The organism is Ramlibacter sp., from assembly GCA_019635435.1.
In the GTDB taxonomy this organism is placed as follows: Bacteria; Pseudomonadota; Gammaproteobacteria; order Burkholderiales; family Burkholderiaceae_C; genus JAHBZM01.
Window position 1 is genome coordinate 1716222 of record JAHBZM010000001.1, and the last position, 17499, is coordinate 1733720.

Annotated in this window: 17 protein-coding genes; 4 read left to right on the forward strand and 13 right to left on the reverse strand. The window is 65.9% G+C overall.

Going from position 1 to position 17499, the window contains the following annotated elements; all coding sequences use genetic code 11:
* Positions 1 to 129 precede the first annotated feature (129 nt).
* The 13 genes from asd to KF796_08260 form a co-directional block, all read right to left on the reverse strand.
* Positions 130 to 1269 (reverse strand): aspartate-semialdehyde dehydrogenase, encoded by a 1140-nt coding sequence (gene asd / locus KF796_08200; protein ID MBX3586612.1) that lies wholly within the window; start codon positions 1267 to 1269, stop codon positions 130 to 132.
* A 78-nt stretch (positions 1270 to 1347) separates the two neighbouring features.
* A complete protein-coding gene (leuB, locus tag KF796_08205) occupies positions 1348 to 2436 on the reverse strand; it encodes a 3-isopropylmalate dehydrogenase (GenBank protein MBX3586613.1) in 1089 nt (362 codons plus the stop codon).
* Positions 2437 to 2509: 73 nt separating this feature from the next.
* Positions 2510 to 3160: a 3-isopropylmalate dehydratase small subunit gene (leuD, locus tag KF796_08210; GenBank protein MBX3586614.1), complete on the reverse strand. Its 651-nt coding sequence runs from the start codon at positions 3158 to 3160 to the stop codon at positions 2510 to 2512.
* Positions 3161 to 3292, reverse strand: a complete 132-nt coding sequence (locus KF796_08215) for an entericidin A/B family lipoprotein (GenBank protein MBX3586615.1) — start codon at positions 3290 to 3292, stop codon at positions 3161 to 3163.
* Positions 3293 to 3306: 14 nt separating this feature from the next.
* Positions 3307 to 4728, reverse strand: coding sequence for a 3-isopropylmalate dehydratase large subunit (gene leuC, locus KF796_08220; GenBank protein ID MBX3586616.1), 1422 nt, complete (start codon positions 4726 to 4728; stop codon positions 3307 to 3309).
* A gap of 33 nt (positions 4729 to 4761) precedes the next feature.
* Entirely contained in the window at positions 4762 to 5712 is a 951-nt protein-coding gene (locus tag KF796_08225) for a LysR family transcriptional regulator (GenBank protein ID MBX3586617.1), read from the reverse strand.
* A 245-nt stretch (positions 5713 to 5957) separates the two neighbouring features.
* A complete protein-coding gene (locus tag KF796_08230) occupies positions 5958 to 7268 on the reverse strand; it encodes a citrate synthase (GenBank protein MBX3586618.1) in 1311 nt (436 codons plus the stop codon).
* 64 nt (positions 7269 to 7332) lie between these two features.
* A complete protein-coding gene (locus KF796_08235) occupies positions 7333 to 7596 on the reverse strand; it encodes a succinate dehydrogenase assembly factor 2 (protein ID MBX3586619.1) in 264 nt (87 codons plus the stop codon).
* A gap of 2 nt (positions 7597 to 7598) precedes the next feature.
* Positions 7599 to 8303: a succinate dehydrogenase iron-sulfur subunit gene (locus KF796_08240; GenBank protein ID MBX3586620.1), complete on the reverse strand. Its 705-nt coding sequence runs from the start codon at positions 8301 to 8303 to the stop codon at positions 7599 to 7601.
* Positions 8304 to 8359: 56 nt separating this feature from the next.
* Positions 8360 to 10168, reverse strand: coding sequence for a succinate dehydrogenase flavoprotein subunit (locus KF796_08245; GenBank protein ID MBX3586621.1), 1809 nt, complete (start codon positions 10166 to 10168; stop codon positions 8360 to 8362).
* Between the two features lie 4 nt (positions 10169 to 10172).
* The gene (gene sdhD, locus KF796_08250) at positions 10173 to 10538 is read right to left on the reverse strand and encodes a succinate dehydrogenase, hydrophobic membrane anchor protein (GenBank protein ID MBX3586622.1); all 366 of its coding nucleotides are present in this window, start codon (positions 10536 to 10538) and stop codon (positions 10173 to 10175) included.
* 20 nt (positions 10539 to 10558) lie between these two features.
* Positions 10559 to 10993, reverse strand: coding sequence for a succinate dehydrogenase, cytochrome b556 subunit (sdhC, locus tag KF796_08255; GenBank protein ID MBX3586623.1), 435 nt, complete (start codon positions 10991 to 10993; stop codon positions 10559 to 10561).
* Positions 10994 to 11135: 142 nt separating this feature from the next.
* Entirely contained in the window at positions 11136 to 11927 is a 792-nt protein-coding gene (locus KF796_08260; GenBank protein ID MBX3586624.1) for a GntR family transcriptional regulator, read from the reverse strand.
* Positions 11928 to 12116: 189 nt separating this feature from the next.
* On the opposite strand from KF796_08260, the gene KF796_08265 reads away from it, so the two are divergent.
* From KF796_08265 to acnB, 4 genes are all read left to right on the forward strand, one after another.
* Complete coding sequence (locus KF796_08265; protein MBX3586625.1) at positions 12117 to 13103, forward strand: malate dehydrogenase; 987 nt, start codon at positions 12117 to 12119, stop codon at positions 13101 to 13103.
* Positions 13104 to 13213: 110 nt separating this feature from the next.
* Complete coding sequence (locus tag KF796_08270) at positions 13214 to 14233, forward strand: CoA ester lyase (GenBank protein MBX3586626.1); 1020 nt, start codon at positions 13214 to 13216, stop codon at positions 14231 to 14233.
* Positions 14230 to 14799 carry a hypothetical protein gene (locus KF796_08275; GenBank protein ID MBX3586627.1) on the forward strand — a complete coding sequence of 190 codons (570 nt, stop codon included), beginning with the start codon at positions 14230 to 14232 and terminating at the stop codon, positions 14797 to 14799. The genes KF796_08270 and KF796_08275 overlap by 4 nt, the downstream gene beginning before the upstream one ends.
* Before the next feature lie 35 nt (positions 14800 to 14834).
* A complete protein-coding gene (gene acnB, locus KF796_08280; protein ID MBX3586628.1) occupies positions 14835 to 17432 on the forward strand; it encodes a bifunctional aconitate hydratase 2/2-methylisocitrate dehydratase in 2598 nt (865 codons plus the stop codon).
* Positions 17433 to 17499: the final 67 nt, after the last annotated feature.

Sequence of the window (17499 nt, forward strand, 5' to 3'; positions counted from 1 at the left end):
ACAAGCTGAGACGGCTTTTAACTTCTGAGCGTACCTCGGGCTGGTCGTTACACCTAGCGGGCTGTTGTCACATGACAACGGCCTGTAACCACTGATTACAGGCCGTTCGGTGTGCGCTGCAGCGCGCGATTATGCGTCAAGCAGGATGCGCAGCATGCGGCGCAGCGGTTCGGCCGCGCCCCAGAGCAACTGGTCACCAATGGTGAAGGCGCCCACATACTCCGGGCCCATGGCGAGCTTGCGGATGCGGCCCACCGGAATGCCCAGGGTGCCGGTGACGGCGACGGGCGTGAGGTCCTTCATGGTGGCTTCCCGGGTGTTGGGCACCACCTTGACCCAGGCGTTGTCGGCGGCAATCAGGGCCTCGATGTCGGCCAATGGGACGTCCTTGCGCAGCTTGAAGGTCAGCGCCTGGCTGTGGCAGCGCATGGCGCCCACGCGCACGCAGAAGCCGTCCACCGGCGTGGCGGGGGTGCCGAAGCCCGGGCCCTGGCCCAGGATCTTGTTGGTCTCGACGCCGGCCTTCCATTCTTCCTTGCTGGTTCCGTCTCCCAGGTCCTTGTCGATCCAGGGGATCAGCGAGCCGCCCAGCGGCACGCCGAAGTTGGCGGTTTCGTCCGAAGTGAGTGAGTGCTGGCGCGCCAGCACCTTGCGGTCGATTTCAAGAATCGCCGACTTGGGGTCGTCGAGCAGGCTGCGGACCTCGGCGTTGAGGGTGCCAAATTGCGTGAGCAGCTCGCGCATGTGCTGGGCGCCACCGCCCGAGGCGGCCTGGTAGGTCATGGCGCTCATCCACTCGACCAGGCCCGCCTTGTACAGCGCGCCCACGCCCATCAGCATGCAGCTCACGGTGCAGTTGCCGCCGATCCAGTTCCTGCCGCCCCTGGCCAGCGCGTTCTTGATGACCGGCAGATTGACCGGGTCCAGGATGATGATGGCGTCATCCTTCATGCGCAGCGTGGAGGCCGCGTCAATCCAGTGGCCGGTCCAGCCGGCGGCGCGCAGCTTGGGAAACACCTCGGTGGTGTAGTCGCCGCCTTGGGCCGTGATGACGATGTCGCACTTGCGCAGCGCCTCGATGTCGTGCGCGTCCTTCAGGGTGGTTTCGTTCTTCGCCTGCGCCGGGGCCTTGCCGCCGGCGTTGGAGGTGGAGAAGAACACCGGTTCAATGAGGCCGAAGTCGCCTTCTGCCTGCATGCGGTCCATGAGGACCGAACCGACCATGCCGCGCCAGCCCACGAGGCCGACCGTATTTCCAACCTTGCTCATCACGTTTGCCCTTTCAGAAAGTTATCTGTTCCCCCGGCTCGTCTGGCCGGGGAGGGCGCGCGACGAACCGGAGCTTTTCTAGCCCTTGGTGGTCTTTTTGGTAATGGTGGCCACGACCGCGTCGCCCATGTCGCGGGTGCCCACCTTGGTCGTGCCTTCCGACCAGATGTCCGCCGTGCGCAAACCCGACGCGAGCACGTCCTTGACGGCCGACTCGATCCGGTCGGCGGCCTGGGGCTGGTTGAGTGAGAAGCGGAGCATCATGGCAGCAGACAATATTGTAGCCAAAGGATTGGCAATGCCCTGGCCCGCGATGTCGGGGGCGCTGCCATGGCTGGGCTCGTACAGGCCCTGGTTGCTGGCGTTCAGGCTGGCCGAGGGCAGCATGCCGATGGAGCCCGTGAGCATGGCGGCTTCGTCGGAGAGGATGTCGCCAAACATGTTGCCGGTGACCACCACGTCGAATTTCTTGGGCGCCTTGACCAGTTGCATGGCGGCGTTGTCCACGTACATGTGGTCCAGCGCCACGTCGGGGTACTGCTGGCCCACCTCGGTGACCACGTCCTTCCAGAACTGGAAGGTTTCCAGCACGTTGGCCTTGTCGACGCTGGTCACGCGCTTGCTGCGCTTTTGCGCGGCCTGGAAGGCCACGTGGGCGATGCGCTCGATCTCGGGGCGCGAGTAGCGCATGGTGTCAAAGGCTTCCTCGGCGCCGGGGAAGTGCCCGTCCACCGCGGTGCGGCGGCCGCGCGGCTGGCCGAAGTAGATGTCGCCGGTCAGCTCGCGGATGATCAGGATGTCCAGCCCGGCAATCAGCTCGGGCTTGAGGCTGGACGCATCGACCAGCTGCTCGTAGCAGATCGCGGGGCGGAAGTTGGCGAACAGACCCAGGTTCTTGCGCAGGCCCAGGATGGCCTGCTCGGGGCGCAGCGGCCGGTCGAGCTTGTCGTACTTCCAGTCGCCCACGGCGCCAAACAGCACGGCGTCGGCTTCCTTGGCCAGCTTGAGCGTGGACTCGGGCAGCGGGTGGCCGTGGGCCTCGTAGGCGGCGCCGCCGACCAGCGCCGATTCCATTTCAAGGGGGAGGTCCAGCACGTTGAGGACCTTGATGGCCTCGGCCACGATTTCGGTGCCGATGCCGTCACCCGGGAGAACTGCGATTTTCATGATTGCTCTTGTTTTGATAGCGGACTGTGGCCGCCCAGTATGGACTACAGGCTGATTGGATGCTTGACGGGGCTCAGCCCATCAAGGTCTGGGCCAGCCAGGGCTTTTGCGCCAGGCGCTGGGCTTCAAAAGCCTGGATCTTGTCTTTCTGGCGCAGCGTGAGGCCAATGTCGTCAAAGCCGTTGGTCAGGCAGTACTTGCGGAAGGCCTGGACCTCGAAGGTGAGTTCGCCGCCGTCGGGCTTGATGACGACCTGGCGCTCCAGGTCCACCGTGAGCTGGTAGCCGGGGAAGGCCAGCGCCTCGTCGAACAGCTGGCTGACCTGCAGCTCGCCCAGCACGATGGGCAGCAGGCCGTTCTTGAAGCAGTTGTTGAAGAAGATGTCGGCGTAGCTGGGCGCGATGATGGCGCGAAAGCCGAACTGGTCCAGCGCCCAGGGCGCGTGCTCGCGCGACGAGCCGCAGCCAAAGTTCTTGCGCGCCAGCAGGATCGAGGCGCCCTGGTAGCGCGGCTGGTTGAGCACGAAGTCGGGGTTGGGCTTGCGGCTGGCCGGGTCCTGGCCCGGCTCGCCGTGGTCCAGGTAGCGCCACTCGTCAAACAGGTTCTGGCCAAAGCCGGTCTTGCGGATCGACTTGAGAAACTGCTTGGGGATGATGGCGTCGGTGTCGACGTTCTCGCGGTCCATGGGGGCCACGAGGCCCTTGTGTACGGTGAATTTCTGCATTTACTTCTTCTTCGCGGCGTCTTCAATGGCCGAGCCGGCTTTCTGGACATCCTGTCCCACACCCCGGACCGTGTTGCAGCCCGCCAGGGCGCAGGCAAAGGACAGGGCGAGCAGCGTAGCGATGTTTTTCATGGGGATTCTCCTTTTCAGGCAAATTGACGGACGTCGACAAAATGACCGTGCACGGCCGCGGCGGCGGCCATGGCCGGGCTCACGAGGTGCGTGCGGCCGCCGGCGCCCTGGCGGCCCTCGAAATTGCGGTTGCTGGTGGAGGCGCAGCGTTCGCCGGGCTCGAGCCGGTCGGCGTTCATGGCCAGGCACATGGAGCAGCCGGGTTCGCGCCATTCAAAGCCCGCGGCCTTGAAGATCTCGTGCAGGCCTTCGCGCTCGGCCTGCTCCTTGACCAGGCCCGAGCCCGGCACGACCATGGCCAGCTTGACGTTCTTGGCAACCTTCTGGCCCAGCTTCCTGACCATGGCCGCGGCCTCGCGCATGTCCTCGATGCGGCTGTTGGTGCACGAGCCGATGAAGACCTTGTCGACGTACAGGTCGTTCAGCGTCTTGCCGGGCTGCAGGCCCATGTAGGTCAGCGCGCGTTCAATGGCGCCGCGCTTGTTGGCGTCTTTTTCCTTGTCGGGGTCGGGCACGCGGGCGTCCACGCCCAGCACCATCTCGGGCGAGGTGCCCCAGGTGACCTGCGGAATGATCTGCGCGGCGTCGAGCTCGACGATGGTGTCGAACTTTGCGTCGGCGTCGGAGTGCAGCGTCTTCCAGTAGGCCACGGCCTGGTCCCACTCCACGCCCGTGGGGGCCAGCGGCCGGCCCTTGAGGTAGGCAATGGTCTTGTCGTCCACGGCCACCAGGCCGGCGCGGGCGCCGCCTTCGATGGCCATGTTGCAGACCGTCATGCGGCCTTCCATGCTCAGCGCGCGGATGGCCGCGCCGCCGAACTCGATGGTGTAGCCCGTGCCACCCGCGGTGCCGATGCGGCCGATGATGGCCAGCACGATGTCCTTGGCGGTCACGCCCGGCGCCAGCTGGCCCTCAACCCGCACCAGCATGTTCTTCGCCTTCTTGGCCAGCAGGGTCTGCGTGGCCATCACGTGCTCGACTTCGCTGGTGCCAATGCCGTGGGCCAGCGCGCCAAAAGCGCCATGGGTGGAGGTGTGCGAGTCGCCGCAGACCACGGTCATGCCCGGCAGCGTGGCGCCCTGCTCGGGCCCGATCACGTGGACGATGCCCTGGCGCTTGGACAAGAACGGGAAGTAGGCCGCCGCGCCGAACTCGGCGATGTTGCTGTCCAGCGTGGTGATCTGTTCCTTGCTGATCGGGTCGGCAATGCCGTCGTAGCCCTGCTCCCAGTGCGTGGTGGGCGTGTTGTGGTCGGCGGTGGCCACGATGGAGCTCACGCGCCAGACCTTGCGGCCGGCCTGGCGCAGGCCCTCAAACGCCTGCGGGCTGGTGACTTCATGGACCAGGTGGCGGTCGATGTAGAGGATGGCGGTGCCGTCTTCCTCGGTGTGGACGATGTGTTCGTCCCAGATCTTGTCGTAGAGGGTGCGTCCCATGGTGTTCCTGGCTTTCCTTTGGCAATGACAATTTTATTCGGGGGCGCGTGGCTGCGCGCCGGCGCAGGCCTGCAGGTGCTCAACCAGCAGGCGGGCCGTGACCGGCAGGGTGCTGAAATCGCGCGCCAGCAGGTCGATGCGGCGCGTGGCCCAGTCGTCGGTCAGCGCCACGCACTGAAGGCCGGCGCCGGCCTGGACGATGCCAAAGGCGCGCCGGGGCATCACGCCCACGCCCAGGCCATTGGCGATCATGCGGCACATGGTGTCCAGGCTGGTCACGCGGATGCGCAGGCGGATGTTGCGCCCGGCCTGGATCGCGGCCTGGTGCATGGCCAGGTAGATGGAGCTGTTGGCGTGCAGGCCCACATGGTCAAACGCCAGCGTGGCGTCAAAAGGCACGGGCCCGCCGCCCGCCAGCGCGTGGCCCTGTGGCACCACCAGCACCAGTTCGTCCTGCCGGTAGGGCAGCGACTGCAGCTCGCCCAGGCCGGCCTTGGTCAGCGCGCCCGCATTGCAGATGCCCAGGTCGGCCGCGCCTTCCTGCACGGCGCGCGCGACCTCGGTGCTCAGGTGTTCTTCCAGGTCGATCTTGACCTCGTCATGCTGGCGGATGAACGAGCCCAGGTCTTCGGGCAGGAACTGCACCACGGCCGAGATGCTGGCGTGGATGCGCACATGGCCGCGCACGCCATCGGCGTACTCGCTGAGCTCGGCCTGCATCTTCTCCAGGCTGAACAGCACCGAGCGCGCATGGTGCAGCAGGCTTTCGCCCGCGGGGGTCAGGTCCACGCCGCGGGTGTGGCGGTGCAGCAGCGGGGTCTCCAGCGTGGCCTCCAGGTCCGACAGGCGCTTGCTCACCGCCGAAGCCGCGATGAACTCCCGCTCGGCCGCCCGGCCAATGCTGCCCAGCTCGCACACGGCCACGAACAGCTGCAGCGAGGTCAGGTCGACACGGCGGGCAAAGTTGCGTTCGGAGGGCTTCATGGGGCTTGAGCATCGCTTCTGGCGATGGCGTTCGAGATTTTCCCTTATGTGACAACTTTTTGTCGTCGCAAAACGCGATGACCATGCTGGCGGCGCGCGAGCACGATGGCACGGCCCGTTTTGAGTCAAAAAGGCCTGGAGTCCAGGCCAGCCGGGCATGGCGTGCTACAAATACAGGAGCAAAAAGCCGCAGGGCCCGCGACGTTGCCGTCGCGGGCCCTGCGGCCTTGGAAGTCAGCGCGGAATCAGCGCTTGGCCAGTGGCTTCACGTCGCGCGCGGTGGCGCCGGTGAACAGCTGGCGCGGCCGGCCGATCTTGTACTCGGGGTCGCCGATCATTTCATTCAGCTGGGCGATCCAGCCCACGGTGCGGGCCAGCGCGAACACGCCGGTGAACAGGTTCACCGGGATGCCGATGGCGCGCTGCACGATGCCGGAGTAGAAGTCCACGTTCGGGTAGAGCTTGCGCTGCACGAAGTAGTCGTCTTCCAGGGCGATCTTTTCCAGGGCCTTGGCCAGCTTGAACAGCGGGTCGTTTTCCAGGCCCAGTTCGGCCAGCACCTCGTTGCAGGTTTCCTGCATGAGCTTGGCGCGCGGGTCGTAGTTCTTGTAGACGCGGTGGCCAAAGCCCATGAGCTTGACGCCCGAGGACTTGTCCTTGACCTGGTTCATGAACTCGCCCACCTTGGCCACGCCGCCCATCTTCTGGATGTCTTCCAGCATGTTCAGGCAGGCCTCGTTGGCGCCGCCGTGGGCCGGACCCCACAGGCAGGCCACGCCCGCGGCAATGGCCGCGAACGGGTTGGTGCCCGACGAGGCGCACAGGCGCACGGTGGAGGTGGACGCGTTCTGCTCGTGGTCGGCGTGCAGCGTGAAGATGCGGTCCAGCGCCTTTTCGAGCACGGGGTTGACCACGTATTCCTCGCAGGGTGTGCCGAACATCATGCGCATGAAGTTGCCGGCATAGGACAGGTTGTTCTGCGGGTACATGTAGGGCTGGCCCACCTTGTACTTGTACGCCATGGCCACCAGGGTGGGCATCTTGGCGATCAGGCGGATCGCCGCGATCTCGCGGTGCTCCGGGTTGTTGATGTCGGTGCTGTCATGGTAGAAGGCCGACATGCCGCCCACCAGGCCGGTCAGGATGGCCATGGGGTGCGCGTCACGGCGGAAGCCGCGCATGAAAAACTGCATCTGCTCGTTGACCATGGTGTGGTTGGTCACGAGCTTGTGGAACTCGGTGCTTTCCTTGGCGTCGGGCAGCTCGCCCTTGAGCAGCAGGTGGCACACGTCGAGGTAGTCGCGCTGCGTGGCCAGTTGCTCGATGGGGTAGCCGCGGTACAGCAGCTCGCCCTTGTCGCCATCGATGTAGGTGATGGCGGACTGGGTCGCGGCCGTGGACAGGAAGCCCGGGTCGTAGGTGAACATGCCGGTCTGCGCGTACAGCTTGCGGATGTCCACAACGTCCGGGCCGATGGTGCCGTGGTACACGGGCAGCTCAACGCTGGGGCTGCCGTTGGAGAACGACAGGGTGGCTTTGTTGTCGGCAAGTTTCATTTTCCGGGTTCCTTGTGTTTCGTGCCCAATCCTCTGGTGCGTGCCGGCCCTGGCGTGTGGCGCCTCAGGCTCGCAGCATGTCCAGTACGTTTCTAACTTCGCTTGTATTTATGTCGGCCTGCAGTTCCTTGCGCCGCAGCAGCAAGTCCAGCAGGTCGTTGTCTGCCAAATCCATCAACACATTCAGGCCATCGGCCTGGCTGACCGTCAAGCCAGTTTCATGCCGGGAGAAGAACCGCTCGATGAACAGGTCGTTCTCCAGCAGCCCGCGGCGACACCGCCACTTGAGCTTGCTGAGCGAGCGCTCGTCGAGCAGTTCCTCGGCCATGCCTAAACAGCCCGCCGCACCATCAGTTCCTTGATCTTGCCAATGGCCATCGTCGGGTTCAGTCCCTTCGGGCACACGTCCACGCAGTTCATGATGGTGTGGCAGCGGAACAGGCGGTACGGGTCCTCGAGGTTGTCCAGGCGCTCGGCGGCGGCTTCGTCGCGGCTGTCGGCCAGGAAGCGGTAGGCCTGCAGCAGGCCGGCCGGGCCCACGAACTTGTCGGGGTTCCACCAGAAGCTGGGGCAGCTCGTGGAGCAGCTGGCGCACAGGATGCACTCGTACAGGCCATCGAGCTCTTCGCGCTCCTCGGGCGACTGCAGGCGCTCCTTCTCGGGCGGCACGTTGTCGTTGACCAGGTAGGGCTTGATCGAGTTGTACTGCTTGAAGAACTGCGTCATGTCCACGATCAGGTCGCGGATCACGGGCAGGCCCGGCAGCGGCTTGAGCACGATGGTGCCCTTGAGCGTGTTCATGTTGGTCAGGCAGGCCAGGCCGTTCTTGCCGTTGATGTTCATCGCGTCGGAGCCGCACACGCCTTCGCGGCAGGAGCGGCGGAACGACAGCGACGGGTCCTGGGCCTTGAGCTTCATCAGTGCGTCCAGCAGCATGCGCTCGTGGCCGTCGAGCTCGATCTCGACGGTTTGCATGTAGGGCTTGGCGTCCTTGTCCGGGTCGTAACGGTAGATCTGGAAAGTGCGTTTTTGCATGGTGGGGTCCGTGTTTCTTGAATCTAGGCGCTTTGGTTCGCGGGCGGAAGTACGTACTAGAACGTACGGACCTTGGGCGGCACCGAGTCAACGGTCAGCGGCTTCAGGTTGACGGGCTTGTAGCTCAGGCTGTTGGTGGCGCTGTCCCACAGGGTGTGCTTCATCCAGTTCGCGTCGTCGCGGCCCAGCGGGGTGGACGGGTCGTCGGCGGGCTTTTCGTAGTCGTACACGGTGTGGGCGCCGCGGCATTCGCGGCGGGCCGCGGCCGACACCATGGTGGCCTGCGCGCACTCGATCAGGTTCTCGACCTCCAGCGCCTCGATGCGCGCGGTGTTGAAGACCTTGGACTTGTCCTTCAGCGCCAGGTTGTTGACGCGCTCGCGCATGGCGCCGATCTTGTCCACGCCCTCGTCCATGCTGGCCTGGGTGCGGAACACGCCCGCGTGCAGCTGCATGCTGGCGCGCAGGTCGTTGGCCACGTCCTGGGCGTATTCGCCGCCGGTGGCCTCGTCCAGCCGGTTCAGGCGGGCCAGCGAGCGGTCGGCCGCATCGGCGGGCATGGGCTTGTGGGCCTTGGCGCCGCTGGCGAACTCCACGATGTGGTTGCCGGCCGCGCGGCCGAACACCAGCAGGTCCAGCAGCGAGTTGGTGCCCAGCCGGTTGGCGCCGTGCACGCTGACACAGGAGCATTCGCCCACGGCGTACAGGCCATTGACCACCGCGTTGGGGATCTCGCCGTTGGGTGCCACCACCTGGCCGTGGATGTTGGTGGGGATGCCGCCCATCTGGTAGTGGATGGTGGGCACGACCGGGATCGGCTCGCGCGTGATGTCGACGTTGGCGAAGTTGTGGCCGATCTCGTAGACCGAGGGCAGGCGCTTGTGGATGGTGTCGGCGCCCAGGTGGTCCAGCTTGAGCAGGATGTAGTCCTTGTTGGGCCCGCAGCCGCGGCCCTCCTTGATTTCCTGGTCCATGCAGCGCGAGACGAAGTCGCGCGGCGCGAGGTCCTTCAGCGTGGGCGCATAGCGTTCCATGAAGCGCTCGCCATTGCTGTTGAGCAGGATCGCGCCTTCGCCGCGGCAGCCTTCGGTGAGCAGCACGCCCGCGCCGGCCACGCCGGTGGGGTGGAACTGCCAGAACTCCATGTCCTGCAGCGGGATGCCGGCGCGCGCCGCCATGCCCAGGCCGTCGCCGGTGTTGATGAAGGCGTTGGTGGAGGCCGCGAAGATGCGGCCCGCGCCGCCCGTGGCCAGCAGCACGGTCTTGGCGTGCAGCACGTGCAGGTCGCCGGTTTCCATCTCGAGCGCGGTCACGCCCACCACGTCGCCCTCGGCGTCGCGGATCAGGTCCAGCGCCATCCACTCCACGAAGAAGCTGGTGCGGGCCTTGACGTTCTGCTGGTACAGCGTGTGCAGCATGGCATGGCCGGTGCGGTCAGCGGCCGCGCAGGCGCGCTGCACCGGCTTTTCGCCGTAGTTGGCGGTGTGGCCGCCAAACGGGCGCTGGTAGATGGTGCCGTCGGGATTGCGGTCAAACGGCATGCCCATGTGTTCCAGGTCGTAGACGACCTTGGGCGCCTCGCGGCACATGAACTCGATGGCATCCTGGTCGCCGAGCCAGTCGGAGCCCTTGATGGTGTCGTAGAAGTGGTAGTGCCAGTTGTCCTCGGACATGTTGCCCAGCGAGGCGCCGATGCCGCCCTGCGCGGCCACCGTGTGCGAGCGCGTGGGGAACACCTTGGACAGCACGGCCACATTCAGGCCGGCGCGCGCCAGTTGCAGCGAGGCACGCATGCCCGAGCCGCCCGCGCCGACGATGACGACGTCGAACTTGCGCGTGGTGATGTTGTTCTTGGTATAGCTCATGTTCTTACAGTCTCCAGAGGACTTGAATCGCCCAGCCGGCGCAGCCGACGAGCCAGACGATGGTGAAGACCTGCAGCAGCAGGCGCACCGAGACGGGTTTGACGTAGTCCATCCAGACGTCGCGCATGCCGACCCAGACATGCCACAGCAGCGACACGATCACGGAGAAGGTCAGCACCTTCATCCACTGGCTGGCGAAGATGCCGGCCCATTTGTCGTAGCCGATGGGGCCGCGGCTGAAGATCACCTGGGCCAGCACGAGCAGTGTGAAAAGGGCCATCAGGGCGGCGGTGACGCGCTGGCTGAGCCAGTCGCGCAGACCGTAGTGCGCACCCACGACGATGCGCTTGGAGCCGTAGTTCACGGACATGTTGGTTGCTCCTTGTTGTTTTAGTAAAGGCCGAACAGCTTGGCGCCCAGCACCACGGTCAGGCCCAGGCTCAGCGCCAGCGTGACCACGGCCGAGCTCTTGCCGAATTCCTTGCTCACCGCCTTGTGGCTCACGTCCATCCAGAGGTGGCGCAGGCCGGCGATGAAGTGGTGCAGGAAGGCCCAGATCAGCGCCAGCGCCACCAGCTTGAAGAACCAGCCGGGGACCGGGCCCACGCCGATGTTGAAGGCCGCGCGAAAGCGCGCGAACGAGAGCTCGGACGAGACCGATTTGTCGAACATCCAGATGATGAAGGGCATCAGCAGGAACATCAGCACGCCGCTGATGCGGTGCAGGATGGACACGATGCCGGCGGCCGGCAGGCGGTAGCTCGGCAGGTCGCTCAGGGCGTGGATGTTGCGGAACTCAGGCCGCTTCTTGGCAAGCTCGGTCATGGGGGGACTTTCGTGGATGGAGGTAACCGCGTTGTAATTCGAGGAAGGCAATCAACCCAAAATTCTATTGCAACGCATCAAACTGACACGGGCATTGCATCTTTTGTCGATCAAACCACTCAATTGGCGGCCTGATCGGGGGCTAATTCAGCTCGTTGCGGTAGTGGTGGGTGTCGGTGCGGTACAGGCCGCGGCGCAGTTCCATCGGGGTGTCCTTGTAGGTGTAGGCCAGGCGCTCCACGCTGAGCAGGGGGGTGTGCACCGCCACCTGCAGCAGGCCGGCCTGGGCGTCATCGGCGGCCACGGCACGCAGCTTTTCCTCGGCGCGCACCATGCGCACGCCGAACTCCACCTCGTACATCGCGTAGGTCGGGCCCTGGTAGCCGGCCATCTGCTCCAGCGTCAGGCCCTTGAAGGTGGTGCCCGGCAGCCAGAGGTCTTCGAGAATCGTGGGCACGCCGCCGAACGACAGCACCCGGCGCACCTGCAGTACGGCGTCGCCCGAGCGCAGCGCCAGCAACCGCGCCACGTCGGCGCTGGCGCGCACGCGCCGGCATTCGACGATGCGCCGCTGGGCCGGGCCCTCGCTGTCCAGGTCGCCGCTGTCGGGCATCAGCTTGAGGAAGCGGTACTGCACGTGCTGCTCGGAATGGGTGGCCACGAAGGTGCCCTTGCCCTGGCGGCGCACCACCAGGTTTTCGGCGGCCAGGTCGTCAATGGCCTTGCGCACCGTGCCCTGGCTCACGCGGTAGCGCGCGGCCAGGTCCATCTCGCTGGGGATGGCTTCGCCGGGCTTCCATTCGCCGGCCTGCAGGCTCTGCAGGATCAGGCCCTTGATCTGCTGGTACAGCGGGCTGAACGCCGGCGCCGCCTGGCCGCCGGCCTCGGCCAGGGGCAGCGCGGCTTCACCGGGGGAGGGCAGGGTCTGGGCCATGGGCGTGCGGTTGGAAGTCAGGGCAGACGGGCTTGAAACATGTCGAATCATATCTTATATAAGACATAAGACAAATTGACGCCTCAGGGTTTTCGCGGGTACACTCGCCGACTGATTCAGCAGGGCTCCGCCGGTGGTTTCGGGGCCGTTGCCGACACCGTTTTAGCAACTCTTCCTCTGGAGATCCCCATGAGCAAAAAGCCCGTCCGCGTTGCCGTCACAGGCGCCGCAGGCCAAATTGGTTACGCCCTGCTGTTTCGCATCGCCTCGGGCGAAATGCTGGGCAAGGACCAGCCCGTCATCCTGCAACTGCTTGAAGTGCCGGTCGAGGGCCCGCAGAAGGCACTCAAGGGCGTGATGATGGAACTGGAAGACTGCGCCTTCCCGCTGCTGGCCGGCATGGAAGCCCACAGCGACCCGATGACCGCCTTCAAGGACACCGACTACGCGCTGCTCGTGGGCTCGATGCCCCGCAAGGCCGGCATGGAGCGTGCCGAGCTGCTGTCCATCAACGGCCAGATCTTCATTGGCCAGGGCAAGGCCCTGAACGCCGTGGCCAGCCGCAATGTCAAGGTGCTGGTGGTGGGCAACCCCGCCAACACCAATGCCTACATCGCCATGAAGAGCGCGCCCGACCTGCCGCGCAAGAACTTCACCGCCATGCTGCGCCTGGACCACAACCGCGCGCTGAGCCAGATCGCCGCCAAGACCGGCAAGGCCGTGGCCGACATCGAAAAGCTCTGCGTCTGGGGCAACCACTCGCCAACCATGTACGCCGACTACCGCTTTGCCACCATCGGCGGCGCCTCGGTCAAGGACATGATCAACGACCAGGACTGGAACGCCAACACCTTCCTGCCCACCGTGGGCAAGCGCGGCGCCGCCATCATCGAGGCGCGCGGCCTGTCGTCGGCGGCCTCGGCCGCCAATGCCGCCATTGACCATATGCGCGACTGGGCGCTGGGCACCAACGGCAAATGGGTCACCATGGGCATCCCGTCCAATGGCGACTACGGCATCCCCAAGGACGTCATGTTCGGCTTCCCGGTCACCGTGGAAAACGGCGAGTACAGCGTGGTTCAGGGCCTGCCCATCGACGCGTTCAGCCAGACCTGCATCGACAAGACGCTCAAGGAGCTGACCGACGAGCAGGCCGGCGTGGCCCACCTGCTGTGACATGACCCACCCCCGAAGCGCCTTCGGCGCCTCCCCCTCGAGGGGGCGCCCCCAGCGGCCCGGCAAAGCCGGTTCCGCGGCGGCCCGCGTGGGCGCACTGGCTGCCTGACGTGAGGCATCCGCGGGAGGTCCTTCTTGGCGTGTCGGCGCAGGTCGGGGGTTTTTCCATCCCCGTCTGTGACCATTACAGCGGCGTCGAGGCACGGATGCGCAAGAGCCTGGACCTGCAGGCCGAGATGACCGGGGAGTTCGGCGCCTGCGTGTTCGACGTGACGCTGGACTGCGAAGACGGCGCGCCCGTGGGCGGCGAGGCCGACCACGCCGCGCTGGTGGTGGCGCTGGCCACCCTGGCCGGCGACAAGGCGCGCGTGGCGGTGCGCGTGCACCCGGTGGACCATCCGGCGTTCGACCAGGATGTGGCCACCATCGCCGGCAGCGCCGGCCACAGGCTCACCCACCTGATGGTGCCCAAGGTCGAGACGATCGCCGATGTGCAGCGCGCCGTGCAGGCCCTGGATGCCGCAGGCGCCAGCCAGCTGCCGCTGCAGGTGCTGATCGAGTCGCCCGCGGCGCTGTACCACGCCCATGACATTGCCGCGCATCCGCGCGTTCAGTCGCTCAGCTTCGGGCTCATGGACTTTGTCTCGGCGCATGGCGGGGCCATTCCGGCCCAGGGCATGTCGTCGGCGGGCCAGTTCACGCACCCGCTGGTGGTGCGGGCCAAGCTGGGCATTGCCGCGGCCTGCCACGCGCATGGCAAGGTGCCTTCGCACTGCGTGGTGACCGAGTTCAACGACGCGGCGGCCCTGCTCATGGCCGCGCGCCGTGCCGCGCGCGAGTTTGGCTACACCCGGATGTGGAGCATCCACCCGGCGCAGATCAGGCCCATCCTCGAGGCCTTTGCCCCTGACCCGGGCGAGATCGAGGACGCTAGCAAAATAATAGCAGCAGCAGCCCGTGCAGACTGGGCTCCCATCAGTTTTGATGGCAAGCTGCATGACCGGGCGAGTTATCGCTACTACTGGCAGGTGCTGGAGAGGGCCCATCGCACCGCCAGGGCCCTGCCCCCCGAAGTCCAGGGCTGGTTCGCCGCCCCGGTTCATTCAACCCCGGAGACAACCCCCACATGAAAACCCTCATCACCGCCGCCTTGCTGCTGACCCTGCCCGGCCTGCTGCTGGCCCAGACCGACACCAAGCCCGCCAAAAAGGCGCCGCACAAGCTCGCGCCCTCGGCCCAGAAAGCCGTGGAAGAGGTCACGCCGATCGACGAGGAGCCTGATGTCCAGCTCTCCGATGCCGACCGCGCCGTGGCGGCCCAGGTCCACACGGGCAACATTCCCTGCGAGCTCGACGCCACGGTGATCATCACCGAGTCCCGGCGCCACAAGGGCTTCTTCTCGGTGATCACGCGCGGCCACCGCTTCTACATGCACCCCGTGGAAAGCCGCACCGGGGCCATCCGGCTCGAAGACCCCAAGCGCGGCGCCATGTGGCTGCAGCTGGGCAATAAATCGATGCTCATGAGCCAGAAGCTGGGCCAGCGGCTGGCCGACGACTGCATGAACCCCGCGCAGCAGGCCGTCAACGAGGCCCTCAAGAAAAACCCCTTGCCCAGCCTGCTTGAGCCGCTGCCCGCCGCATCGGCCGCGGCTGGCGCGCAAAGTGCATCACCGTCGCGGACCCCGACCAACTGACCCCGATACTTTTTTTGATTTGAACGGAGAACCCCATGTTGAAAGCCTATCGTGAACACGCCGCCGAACGTGCGGCGCTTGGCATTCCGCCGCTGCCGCTGTCGGCGCAGCAGACGGCCGAACTGATCGAACTCATCAAGGCGCCGCCCGCGGGCGAGGACGCCTTTTTGATGGACCTGCTCACGCACCGCGTGCCGCCGGGCGTGGACGACGCGGCCAAGGTCAAGGCCAGCTTCCTGGCCGCCGTGGCGCATGGCGACATTGCCGTGGGGCTGGTCTCCAAGGCCAAGGCCACCGAGCTGCTGGGCACCATGGTGGGGGGCTACAACGTCAAGCCCCTGATCGACCTTCTGGACGACAAGGACGTGGCCGCCGTGGCCGCCGCCGCGCTCAAGAAGACGCTGCTGATGTTCGACTTTTTCCACGACGTGGCCGAGAAAGCCAAGGCCGGCAACGCCTTCGCCAAGGACGTGATGCAAAGCTGGGCCGACGCCGAGTGGTTCACCAGCCGCCCCGAAGTGGCCAGGAAGATCACCGTGACGGTGTTCAAGGTCACCGGCGAGACCAACACCGACGACCTGTCGCCCGCGCCCGACGCCTGGAGCCGCCCCGACATCCCGCTGCACTACCTGGCCATGCTCAAGAACGCACGCCCCGGCATCACGCCCGAGGAAGACGGCAAGCGCGGCCCGATGAAGTTCATTGACGACCTCAAGGCCAAGGGCCACCTCGTGGCCTACGTGGGCGACGTGGTGGGCACGGGCTCCAGCCGCAAGTCGGCCACCAACAGCGTGATCTGGGCCACGGGCCAGGACATTCCCTTCGTGCCCAACAAGCGCTTTGGCGGTGTCACGCTGGGCGGCAAGATCGCGCCGATTTTCTTCAACACCCAGGAAGACTCGGGCGCGCTGCCCATTGAAGTGGACGTGTCCGCCTTCAACATGGGCGACGTCATCGACATCTACCCCTACGACGGCAAGATCGAAAAAGACGGCAAGGTGGCGACCGAGTTCAAGCTCAAGAGCGATGTGCTGTTTGACGAAGTGCGCGCGGGCGGCCGCATCAACCTCATCATCGGGCGCAGCCTGACGGCCAAGGCACGCGAGTTCCTGGGCCTGCCCGCGAGCAACGCCTTCCGCCTGCCCACCGCGCCCGTGGCCACCCAGGCCGGCTTCACGCTGGCGCAGAAGATGGTGGGCCGCGCCTGCGGCCTGCCGGTGGTCAACGGCAACCAGCAGGGCATTCGCCCGGGGACTTACTGCGAGCCGCGCATGACCACCGTGGGCAGCCAGGACACCACCGGTCCCATGACCCGCGACGAGCTGAAGGACCTGGCCTGCCTGGGCTTTTCCGCCGACATGGTGATGCAGAGCTTCTGCCACACCGCGGCCTACCCCAAGCCCGTGGACGTCAAGACCCACCGCGAGCTGCCGGCCTTCATCAGCAACCGCGGCGGCGTGGCGCTGCGCCCCGGCGACGGCGTGATCCACAGCTGGCTCAACCGCCTGCTGCTGCCCGACACCGTGGGCACGGGCGGCGACAGCCACACGCGCTTCCCGATCGGCATCAGCTTTCCGGCCGGCTCGGGCCTGGTGGCCTTCGGCGCTGCCACGGGCGTGATGCCACTGGACATGCCCGAATCGGTGCTGGTGCGCTTCAAGGGCACCATGCAGCCCGGCATCACGCTGCGCGACCTGGTGCACGCCATCCCGTACTACGCCATCAAGCAGGGCCTGCTGACCGTGGCCAAGCAGGGCAAGAAGAACGAGTTCTCGGGCCGCATCCTTGAAATCGAGGGGCTGCCGGACCTCAAGGTCGAGCAGGCCTTCGAGCTCAGCGATGCGTCCGCCGAACGCTCGGCCGCCGGCTGCACCGTCAAGCTCAACCCCGAGCCGATCAAGGAGTACCTGAACAGCAACATCGTGCTCATGAAGAACATGATCGCCGACGGCTACGCCGACAAGCGCAGCCTGGAGCGCCGCATCAAGGCCGTGGAAGCCTGGCTGGCCAGGCCCGAACTGCTCGAGGCCGACAAGGACGCCGAATACGCGCACGTCATCGAGATCAACCTCGACGAGCTCAAGGAGCCCGTGCTGTGCTGCCCCAACGATCCTGATGACGCCAAGCTGCTCAGCGAAGTGGCCGGCGCCAAGATCGACGAGGTGTTCATTGGCAGCTGCATGACCAACATCGGCCACTTCCGCGCGGCGTCCAAGCTGCTCGAGGGCCGGCGCGACATTCCGGTCAAGCTCTGGGTCGCGCCGCCCACCAAGATGGACGCGGCCGAGCTCACCAAGGAAGGCCATTACGGCGTGTTCGGCACCGCCGGCGCCCGCACCGAAATGCCGGGCTGCAGCCTGTGCATGGGCAACCAGGCCCAGGTGCGCGAAGGCGCGACCGTGGTGTCCACCAGCACCCGCAACTTCCCCAACCGGCTGGGCAAGAACACCAATGTGTACCTGGCCTCGGCCGAGCTGGCGGCCATTGCCTCCAAGCTGGGCCGCATTCCCACGGTGGCCGAGTACCAGGCCGACATGGGCGTGATCAATGCCGACGGCAGCAAGATCTACAAGTACATGAACTTCGACCAGATCGCCGAGTACAAGGAAATCGCCGACGGCGTGACCGTCTGACGGCCTTCCCCCACCTGAAAAAGCGGCCTTCGGGCCGCTTTTTTCATGCGCCCGGTTCAAGCCTGTT